At 24.9% G+C, this 7,588-nt stretch carries 9 protein-coding genes and 1 tRNA gene; 2 read left to right on the top strand and 8 right to left on the bottom strand.

Annotation, left to right across the window (positions count from 1 at the left end):
• Both ACTCCZ_RS10410 and ACTCCZ_RS10405 read right to left on the bottom strand, forming a co-directional pair.
• On the bottom strand, window positions 1-1,382 hold a 1,382-nt coding region (locus ACTCCZ_RS10410; protein ID WP_463187317.1), incomplete at its 3' end, for a hypothetical protein.
• Window positions 1,383-1,384: 2 nt separating this feature from the next.
• A complete protein-coding gene (locus ACTCCZ_RS10405) occupies window positions 1,385-1,540 on the bottom strand; it encodes a hypothetical protein (protein ID WP_159445748.1) in 156 nt (51 codons plus the stop codon).
• 365 nt (window positions 1,541-1,905) lie between these two features.
• Here ACTCCZ_RS10405 and ACTCCZ_RS10400 point away from each other — a divergent pair, with 365 nt between their 5' ends.
• Entirely contained in the window at window positions 1,906-2,397 is a 492-nt protein-coding gene (locus tag ACTCCZ_RS10400; protein ID WP_131828687.1) for a hypothetical protein, read from the top strand.
• Between the two features lie 21 nt (window positions 2,398-2,418).
• Here the strand turns inward: ACTCCZ_RS10400 and ACTCCZ_RS10395 are convergent.
• A tRNA-Leu gene (locus tag ACTCCZ_RS10395) sits at window positions 2,419-2,503 on the bottom strand.
• A gap of 140 nt (window positions 2,504-2,643) precedes the next feature.
• The gene (locus ACTCCZ_RS10390; protein ID WP_228145340.1) at window positions 2,644-3,258 is read right to left on the bottom strand and encodes a peroxiredoxin; all 615 of its coding nucleotides are present in this window, start codon (window positions 3,256-3,258) and stop codon (window positions 2,644-2,646) included.
• A 301-nt stretch (window positions 3,259-3,559) separates the two neighbouring features.
• Here ACTCCZ_RS10390 and ACTCCZ_RS10385 point away from each other — a divergent pair, with 301 nt between their 5' ends.
• Window positions 3,560-4,675 (top strand): DUF808 family protein, encoded by a 1,116-nt coding sequence (locus ACTCCZ_RS10385; RefSeq protein WP_079579811.1) that lies wholly within the window; start codon window positions 3,560-3,562, stop codon window positions 4,673-4,675.
• Between the two features lie 54 nt (window positions 4,676-4,729).
• Here the strand turns inward: ACTCCZ_RS10385 and ACTCCZ_RS10380 are convergent, their stop codons facing one another.
• The 4 genes from ACTCCZ_RS10380 to opp1C are packed head-to-tail and all read right to left on the bottom strand — an operon-like array spanning window position 4,730 to window position 7,587.
• Window positions 4,730-5,284 carry a GNAT family N-acetyltransferase gene (locus ACTCCZ_RS10380; RefSeq protein WP_079579812.1) on the bottom strand — a complete coding sequence of 185 codons (555 nt, stop codon included), beginning with the start codon at window positions 5,282-5,284 and terminating at the stop codon, window positions 4,730-4,732.
• A complete protein-coding gene (locus ACTCCZ_RS10375) occupies window positions 5,277-5,984 on the bottom strand; it encodes an ABC transporter ATP-binding protein (protein ID WP_079579813.1) in 708 nt (235 codons plus the stop codon). Before ACTCCZ_RS10375 ends, ACTCCZ_RS10380 begins: the two co-directional genes overlap by 8 nt.
• The gene (locus ACTCCZ_RS10370; RefSeq protein WP_079579814.1) at window positions 5,972-6,742 is read right to left on the bottom strand and encodes an ATP-binding cassette domain-containing protein; all 771 of its coding nucleotides are present in this window, start codon (window positions 6,740-6,742) and stop codon (window positions 5,972-5,974) included. The genes ACTCCZ_RS10375 and ACTCCZ_RS10370 overlap by 13 nt, the downstream gene beginning before the upstream one ends.
• Window positions 6,739-7,587, bottom strand: a complete 849-nt coding sequence (gene opp1C / locus ACTCCZ_RS10365) for a nickel/cobalt ABC transporter permease (protein ID WP_079579815.1) — start codon at window positions 7,585-7,587, stop codon at window positions 6,739-6,741. Before opp1C ends, ACTCCZ_RS10370 begins: the two co-directional genes overlap by 4 nt.
• Window position 7,588: the final 1 nt, after the last annotated feature.

Genomic DNA, 7,588 nt, shown 5'->3' with positions numbered 1-7,588 from the left:
CCTATTAAGTTTTTAAACTCATTTTGTTTTAAAATAGCTAACTTTATATATAACTCTGATTTCTTTACTTCCATTAAAAAATCTATGACTTCAAAAATTATGTCATTTAAAATATTTGTTTTTTCTAGAAAATTAAATAATGTAGTAATCTCTATATTTTCAATTTTTTTGTTTTCATTTTTTTTTAATAATAAATGTGAAAAATACAATTCTAAATTTTTTTCTAAATTAGAGTTTATATAATTTGCTATGTTTTTAGATATAACAGTATTTTCATTTATTGAAGCAAACACATAAAAATAAATAATTGTATCGGACTTTAATAATAGTTCAGTATTTTTATTAAAATAACTTAAAATTATTTTTGTATTTTCATTTTTTATTAACAATAAGCTTGAATATATTAATAATACTTTATAATTTTGAAGTACTTTTTTTTGAATTAAACTATGATTAATATTGATATTTTTATAATTACAATATTGTAAATAATGTTCATCAAATAATATTTCTGAATTCTTTTCATAAAAGTCAATATAATCATTTTTTAAATCTAAAATTAGAAGTAAATATGCTTTAAAATTTTTCAATTCATTAATGTACTGTTGATTTAGAAATTTTTCTGCTTCTAAAAGTTTGTCTAAAAGTTCTTTATACTCTATTACTACTTCATTCTTAAATTCTTTTTTTACCCTGAAATATTCATTGATAATAATTTGAATAAAAAATCCTTTTATATGAAGCTTAATTAAAAAGCTTGGATTTGTTTCTAATACTAATTTATAATAAGTATTCGCTTTTTTTAAATCTTCTTCATTTTTATTTAAATAATTATATGAATTTGAAAATATATGCCCCGCTATTAAATGATTTTTTTCTTGTTTTTCTTTTGATAGAGAATTAAATAATTTTTTTGATTCTTCAATATTTCCACTATTTAGATAAAAAATGATTTTAAAATAATCATTTGATTTTATATCATCTTTTTCAGCTCTTAAATCTCTAACTAATTCAAAAAAATCTTTTTCTTTTCTTTCAGCAGAATATATTGAAAGTAAAAACTCTTTATATCTTCTATTTGCATATTCATTATAATCTTTATTTAGTAGTCCTAAAATTTCTTTTGTTTTTTCTAAATTTCTAAGTTCCAAAAAATACTCTGCTTTTTTTAGTAGTAAATAGTATTTTGATTCTTTATGCTTATGTTTATCGATTGCAGCATTTAATAGTTCAAAAGTTTTACTTATTTTGCCATCATAAAAATGTTCATTTAAACTTTCTAATAATGTTTTAACTTCTGAACTATAATTATTTTGAATGCCTATATTTGATTGTTCTATTTTTCCAGTATTAATAAGTGAAGATATCCAATTAAGAAGCATAATTATTTTTTATCTTTCAAATTCTTATTATTTTGAGATATTGTTCCAGAATTAAAAAAAACAAATAGTTTATTCCATTGAATATTTAATTTTGCTATGATTTTACATGTAACTAATCCACCTAAAAAACTTAATATACCTATAATAATTTCTTTCATGATATTATCCTAAATTAATACTATTTATTTTAAATTTTATATATATTTTAGTTATTATAACAAAAAATTAATATTTTTAAGTTGTATAATATAAATAGAAAAAATTCAATTTTGATAAAATTTATTGTGTCTAGGATTTTAATTAGGAAAAAAATGAATAGAAAAAATTTGTGCTATAAGTATTTGTTATTAGACATTAAAACTATTGAGTTTATTTATAATGTTCCAACAATAGGTGAAGAATCAATAAGTGATTGGTTAATTTGGAAATGGAGGGAGATAGATAAAAATTTTAATTATATTAAATTGAATCTATCTCCATTCACGAAGAAACAAGAGGCAAAAAATGGTGCTGATTTGGAACTTTGGATTATTATGAAAATACAGCTATTCCATTGTTATTTCAAGCAAAAAAAGCTATTCATATGTATGATGGTTATTTACAAAAGTTAAATTATAAAGTAAAAGGTGCAGTTAATAAACAATATGAGCTTTTAGAAAGTTATGCAAAATCAAAAGGTTTAAATCCATATTATTTAATTTATACAATTGATAAAGATTCATCAATATTTATGTTAGACATAAACAGTGTTAAGAGTTTAGCAACTTTTAAAAATGCTAATGAGTTTTATAAGCTTTTTTGTGAAAAGTTTTATTGGAAATATTTATATCAAAAGTTAAGAATTACTTCAATTGATGATATTCCTAATTTAAATCAATATTTTAATGAAGAAATGATTATCACTAATAAATATATTGTTAAAAATTTAGCTATTTTTGATTTAAGAAATATAGGATTTACCGAGAATTTTTGTTATCAAAAAAAAGGGGGGGTAATTATACAAACTAAGGAGTAAATAAGTCACTCAAAAAATTAATGGTGCGACCGACGAGATTTGAACTCGTACACCCTAAGGCACTACCCCCTCAAGATAGCGTGTCTACCAATTTCACCACGGTCGCGTTTGAGAAATTGAATTATATCAACATAAAGTTATGATAATTATTAAGAAGTAAAGTAAAAGTATAATTTTTTATTAAAAAAGTTTTTAAGATATAAGAAGTGGTATAGATTTAAGGAGAGTTTCCTTAAATCTAAGTTATTAAGACATTATTTCTTCAATAGTAATATAATCTCCAACTCTTCCTGTCATTTGCTCTGCATCAGTATTTACTGGAAGTGTTTTTTTACCTGGAGTCCATCCTGCTGGGCAAACTTCACCAGTTTTTTCTGCATGTTGCCAAGCTCTTACTTGTCTTAAAAATTCATGTACATTTCTTCCTACCATAGGTGCTTGTACTTCTTGTGCTACAACTGTACCCTCTGGATTGATTAAGAATCTTCCTCTTAAAGCAACTCCTTGCTCTTCAATCATCACACCAAAATTTCTACTAACTTCACCAGTTGGATCAGCACCTATTGTAAGTTTTAGACCTTTTAAAATAGGTTCAGTTTCCACAAATCTTTTGTGTGAAAACTTTGTATCAGTTGATACTGCAAGTATTTCTACACCTAATTCTTGAAACTCATCATATTTTGCATTCATTGCTGCTATTTCAGTAGGGCAAACAAATGTAAAGTCAGCTGGATAAAAGCAAACTACATGCCATTTACCTTTATAATCTTCACTATTTACTTCTGTATAGTGACCTGTCTTTGCATCATATGCTTCCATCTTAAACTCTGGAGCTTTTCTTAGTACTAAACTTGAACTCATTTTTATTTCCTTTTTTTCAATTATTTCATCGTTATTTATTATTTCTTTTTTCTGTGCTATTGGTTTTGCACCAGTATCGCATGCCATAAACATTCCTTTTTAATTATCCTAAAGGATAATCTTTTTCTTTTGATAAAAAAATTCTACATGAATATATCTTAAGAATTACTTAAATTATAATAAAAATTAATAAAATAATTATAACCTATACTTATAATATGAGAAAATGTTTTTATTATGAAGTTCAAATTAATAGAAAATAAAATAAAATACAAAAATTTTTATCAATATAAGGAATAAAATGGCTGGATTATTAGGGTATTTATCGATTTTATCAGATGATATTAGTGCACTTGCTAGTAAAACTATGGCTACTGCTACAACTACACTTGCTACTTCATTAGATGATGTAGGTGTACTTTTTGATGACATAGTAACTTATACAAAACTTGCAAGTGTAAAATCATCTGCTTTAGTTATTGATGATTTAGCTGCAATTGCAAGTTTTACAAACGAAACTACATCCGATATTTTGAAAAAAGAGCTAAAAGATGCAAGTAGTGTAAAAGAGTTCAAAGAAAATATACAAAAATTATCAAAGCAAGAGCAAGAGAAGATTATTGGTGAATTAGAGCAAATAAGACAAAAAGCAATAATACAAGCAAAAAGAAATGCAGCAAAAAGAGAGCTTCCTATTGTGTATAAAATAGCACTTGGAAGTTTAAAAAATAAATTTATCATTATTCCTATTGTTTTGCTTATGAGTTTTTTAGCTCCTTGGCTTATAGCTCCTACTTTAATATTAGGTGGAATATACTTAGCCTATGAGGGAGTTGAAGCTATTTTGGAAAAGCTTGGCAAGCATCATGAACATAAAAGTGAAAAAGATACTTTAAAAGAGCTTTCAAGTGAAAAACTAGAAGAGCAAAAGATTAAAAGTGCTATCAAGACAGATTTTATTTTATCTTTTGAGATTATTGTAATAACTTTAAGTTTAGTTGAAAAGAGTGATTTTATTACAAAACTATCTGTTTTGGTACTTATTGGACTTATTGCTACAGTTGTAGTTTATGGGCTTGTAGGACTTATTCTTAAGCTTGATGATATAGGATTTTATCTTCAAGAGAAAAAAAGTGCAGTTTCAAAAAGCATAGGAACTGCTTTTGTAAACTCTATGCCAAAGATAATAAAAACTATTTCTATTGTAGGTACAATAGCTATGTTAGCTGTGGGTGGAGGTATCATAGCCCATGAAACACATATTTTAAGTTTTCTTGATAGTTACTTGAAAACTATTGAATATATTGGAGGTTTTTTAATATTTCTAAGTGAAATATTACTTGGAGCAATAGTTGGGTTTTTAGTAGTTAAGTTACTACCTTTTTTTATGAAGTTTTCTAAAAAAAGTAAGTCTTAACAATATCAGCTAAAATATACATCATTAGTAGTGCGAAGATAATCTTATTGTAATTCATAAGATTATCTTAGCTAATTTATGGTTATGTTTACTTATATTTTGTAAACTTTTTTCCATATGCACTGTTTGTAAACTATCTTTTTCATCTAGTGTGATACAAAATCCCATCTTTTTCCAAAAGTTAAATCCCCCTGGTAAAAAATAGTGAGTATGTAAGTACATTTTTTCATACTCTTTGTTTATAGCAAATAAAGTTGTTAAGTTTAGTAGCTTTGAAGCTATACCTTGTCGTCTATACTCTTCTTTTACATAACATCTTCCAATCTCTGCAATTTTTCTGTTTTTGTATTTTTGTTGAAGAGGTTTTATTCTATTATCAAAAATAGATATACTAATTGAGGCAACAATACTATTTGATGTATCTAAAGCTATAAAAAAAGCATTGTTTTTTGTATCGTTTATCAAACTATCCATATTTTTATATAGTTTTTCATATCTACTTTTAGATAGTTTATTGTCATAATGTTTCATATACTCTTTTATAATATAATCTTTAGTTTGCTTTTGAAAGATATTGTTTACATACTTAAAATGTAGTTCTTTACTCATTTGTTTCCTTTATTTTTAAAGGTATTATTGAATCAATCAAAAGTTTTGTGTATTGATTTTGTGCCTGCCCTAAACAGTTGGTTTTCAATGACTCAACAACTTCTCCTTTAAAAAGTATTTTTATGTTTTCACACAAACTTGTTGCTACTTCTAAATCATGAGTTATTAAGAAAATTGTTAAGTTTTGCTCTTTTTTTAAATTTTTTATATATGTAACAACTTGTGATTTTGTAGATACATCAAGTGCACTAAATGCCTCATCTAAGATAAGAAAAGATGGCTTTGTCAAAATTGCACGCAATATACATACCCTTTGAAGTTGTCCACCACTTAGTTCATGGGGATATTTATCTAATAAACTTTTTGAAAGATTGAAAGTTTTTAATAAATCTTCTAGTTTTTCATTTGAAAAAGTAATCTTTCTTAACCAAAATGGCTCTTTTAAAATTTCTATTATTGTAAAAAGTGGATTAACAGAGTTTCTATAATCTTGAAAGACAACACTCATACTGTTTTTATCTATATTGATATTGCCTTTTGTTGGAGTGTCTATTCCTAAAATCAATCTACTTAAAGTTGTTTTTCCAGCTCCACTTTCACCAACTAATGCAAGTGAAGAGTTTTTTTGAAGATTTAGATTTATCTCTTTTAAAACAAACTCTTTTTTATATTTTTTCCATAGGTTTTTTATTTTAAGCATGACATGAACTCTTTAGATAAGTTTTCTTGTGTTGAAACTAAGAATTTAGTGTATTTATTTTTTGTATTTGTAAAGATAGTTTTAGCATCTGCTTTTTCAACTACTTTTGAATCTTTTAAAACAATAATATCTTTTGCAATATGAGAAATCAAAGCTAAATCATGAGAAACTATTATTATTGTTTTATCTTTTAAATTTTTCAATATATTAATAATCTCTTTTTGATTTATACTATCTAAAGATGAAGTTGGTTCATCTGCAATAATTATTTTTCTATTTTGTGTTAAAGCTATTGCTATCATAACTCTTTGAAGTTGTCCTCCACTTAATTCATGGGGATAGCTTTTTAAGATTTTACTACATCTTTTTAGACCAACTTTTCTAAGATATTTTATACATATTTTTAATTTTTCTTTTTTACTTTGTTTTGTTTTAATACTCTCTAACATTTGATATTTTATGGTATAAAGGGGATTAAAAGCATTTATAGCTTCTTGTAATATTACACAAAAGTTATCTTTTATAATTTTACTATTATTTAAAATATCTTTATTATTAAGTGTTATTTTCCCCTCAATATTAAGATTGCTAGAAATTAATCCTAAAATAGTCTTACAAAGTAGTGATTTTCCACTTCCACTCTCTCCTACAACTCCTAAAATAGTATTTTTTTCAATATCAATACTTATATCATCTAATAAAATCTCATTTGTTTTATTATCTTTTATGCTTAGATTTTCAATTTTTAAATATTTCATGAGTTGTCTTTTATTTTTAGATTATATGTTGGATCAAGAATATCTCTTATGCTATCTGCTAATATATTAAAAGATAAAACTACAAAAAGTATCATCAATCCAGGAGGTAGCATCATATATGGATTTATACTCATTAACTCTTTAGCTTCATTTAGCATTATTCCCCATTCACAAGTTGGTGCTTGTACTCCAAGACCTAAAAATGAAAGAGCCGAAATACTTAATATGATACTTCCTACATTTAGTGTAGCTAGCATAATTATATCACTTAATATTAGAGGAAAAAGATGTTTTTTTATGATTGTTCTTGATGGTATGCCAATTACTTTTGAAAAATGTATATAGTTAGTATTGACATGATTTAAAGTAAAAGAGTAAATCATTCTTGTGTACCATGCAACTTTTGATATTATTGCTGCAATTATTATATTTTCAATTCCTGTTCCTAAAAAGCCTATAATTGCTAACATCATAAGTTCACTTGGAAAAGATAACATAATATCACAAAATCTTAAAATCACAACTCTTAAAAGTTTGAAAAAGCTTGCAAGTAATCCAAGAATTAAGCCAAAGAATACTGTTATAATCATAGCAAACAAAGAGTAAAACAAAGTAGTTCTAATACCATAAATCAATCTTGAAGCAACACATCTACCCAAGTGGTCAGTACCTAAAGGATATTTTAAACTATATGATAATAACTTGTCATCAAGATTGATTAAATATGGATCATTTGGAGATACTAAAGGCGCAAAAAGTCCAGTTATTATTAGAAGTGTTATAAATATCAAACTTGCTAATGCTAATTTATTATTGACTATTTTTATTAAAAAATCTTTTCTCATA

Source organism: Malaciobacter sp., assembly GCF_055140965.1.
This window is presented reverse-complemented; position numbering and strand designations above follow the sequence as displayed.